Raw genomic sequence first — 2,266 nt, forward strand, 5'->3', positions numbered from 1 at the left:
GCGCAGATCCTCACGAACAGCCGCATGTGCGCGGAAGGCAAGCGCCCGATCTGCCAGGACACCGGCATCGTGACGATCTTCGTGAAGGTCGGCATGGACGTGCGCTGGGACGGCGCGACGATGGGCCTCACCGACATGATCAACGAAGGCGTGCGCCGCGGTTACACGCACCCGGACAACGTGCTGCGCGCGTCGATCGTCAATCCGCCGGAAGGCGCCCGCAAGAACACGAAGGACAACACGCCGGCCGTGATCCACTACGAGATCGTGCCGGGCGACAAGGTCGACGTGCAGGTCGCGGCGAAGGGCGGCGGCTCGGAGAACAAGTCGAAGTTCGTGATGCTGAACCCGTCCGATTCGATCGTCGACTGGGTGCTGAAGACGGTCCCGACGATGGGCGCCGGCTGGTGCCCGCCGGGCATGCTCGGGATCGGCATCGGCGGCACCGCCGAGAAGGCGATGCTGATGGCGAAGGAATCGCTGATGGAGCCGATCGACATCCAGGAAATCATCGCGCGCGGCCCGAAGGACTGGGTCGAGGAACTGCGCGTGGAACTGCACGAGAAGGTCAACGCGCTCGGCATCGGCGCGCAGGGCCTCGGCGGCCTCGCGACCGTGCTGGACGTGAAGATCATGGCGGCGCCGACGCACGCGGCGTCGAAGCCGGTCGCGCTGATCCCGAACTGCGCGGCCACGCGCCACGCGCACTTCGTGCTCGACGGGTCGGGCCCGGCCAAGCTGGAAGCGCCGTCGCTCGACGCCTGGCCGAAGGTGCAGTGGGAACCGAACACGGAAACCAGCAAGCGCGTGGACCTGAACACGCTGACGCCGGAAGAAGTCGCAAGCTGGACGCCGGGCCAGACGCTGCTGCTGTCGGGCAAGATGCTCACCGGCCGCGACGCCGCGCACAAGCGCATCGCCGACATGCTCGCGAAGGGCGAGAAGCTGCCGGTCGATTTCACGAACCGCGTGATCTACTACGTCGGCCCGGTCGATCCGGTGCGCGACGAAGTGGTCGGCCCGGCCGGCCCGACGACGGCCACGCGCATGGACAAGTTCACCGAGACGATGCTCGCTCAGACGGGTCTGATCTCGATGGTCGGCAAGGCCGAACGCGGCCCAGTCGCGATCGACGCGATCAAGAAGCACAAGGCGGCCTACCTGATGGCGGTCGGCGGCGCGGCCTACCTCGTATCGAAGGCGATCCGCGGCGCGAAGGTGCTCGCGTTCGAAGACCTCGGCATGGAAGCGATCTACGAGTTCGACGTGCAGGACATGCCGGTGACGGTCGCCGTCGATTCGTCGGGCACGTCGGTGCACCAGACGGGTCCGAAGGAATGGCAGGCGAAGATCGGCAAGATCCCGGTCGCCACCGCTTAAACGCGATCGAACGAAAGGCCGGACAGGAGTCCGGCCTTTTTACTTCTCATTCTCATTATTGTGCGCGGCCGGTTATTCAAGGCTGATTCTCATTACACGCAAAAGGCAGGCCCGACAAGGCTTCGAGGCTTGGCTTTTCTCGTTCGAGCGATTATCGTTCGGTTTCTGAAGCCCCACTGAACAAGGAACAGCCATGCAAGGCGACAAGAAAGTCATCGAATATCTGAACGCCCAACTGAAGAATGAACTCACGGCGATCAACCAGTACTTCCTGCATGCGCGCATGTACAAGCACTGGGGCCTCGACAAGCTCGGCAAGCACGAATACGACGAGTCGATCGGCGAAATGAAGCACGCCGACTGGCTGATCGAGCGCGTGTTCATGCTCGACGGCCTGCCGAACCTGCAGGACCTGCACAAGCTGCTCGTCGGCGAGGAAACCGAAGAGATCCTGAAGTGCGACCTGAAGCTCGAGCAGATCTCGCAGTCCACCTGCAAGGAAGCGATCGCCTACTGCGAATCGGTGCGCGACTACGTGTCGCGCGAGATCTTCGAGAAGATCCTCGACGACACCGAAGAGCACATCGACTGGCTCGAAACGCAGATCGACCTGATCGGCAAGGTCGGTCTGCAGAACTATCAGCAGACGATGATGGGTTCGGCCGAGTAATCGCCCTGCCCGCCAGCCCGCCGCCCGCCTGACGATGACGAACCCGTCCCACGCTACCGCGCCGCGCGCCGCCGCCCCTGTCGGCATCTTCGACTCGGGGCTCGGCGGCCTGTCGGTGCTGCGCGCCGCACGCGCGCACCTGCCGGACGAATCGTTCGTCTACGTCGCCGACTCGCACCACGCGCCATATGGCCCACGCGACGAGGCCTTCATCAC

2 protein-coding genes and 1 pseudogene are annotated in these 2,266 nt (G+C 64.4%); all 3 read left to right on the top strand.

Annotated elements, in window-relative coordinates:
- Positions 1–1,380, top strand: a 1,380-nt coding sequence (locus JMF90_RS34045; protein ID WP_201326068.1) for a fumarate hydratase, incomplete at its 5' end; no start/stop codon positions are given.
- Between the two features lie 193 nt (positions 1,381–1,573).
- On the top strand, positions 1,574–2,050 hold the full coding sequence (bfr, locus tag JMF90_RS34050; protein ID WP_006478315.1) for a bacterioferritin: 477 nt from the start codon (positions 1,574–1,576) through the stop codon (positions 2,048–2,050).
- A gap of 34 nt (positions 2,051–2,084) precedes the next feature.
- Positions 2,085–2,266 (top strand): annotated as a pseudogene (locus tag JMF90_RS34055) (glutamate racemase); the annotation flags it as partial.

Origin of the sequence: Burkholderia sp. E168m23 (assembly GCF_016586125.1) — a bacterium.
GTDB classification, from domain to species: Bacteria; Pseudomonadota; Gammaproteobacteria; order Burkholderiales; family Burkholderiaceae; genus Burkholderia; species Burkholderia orbicola.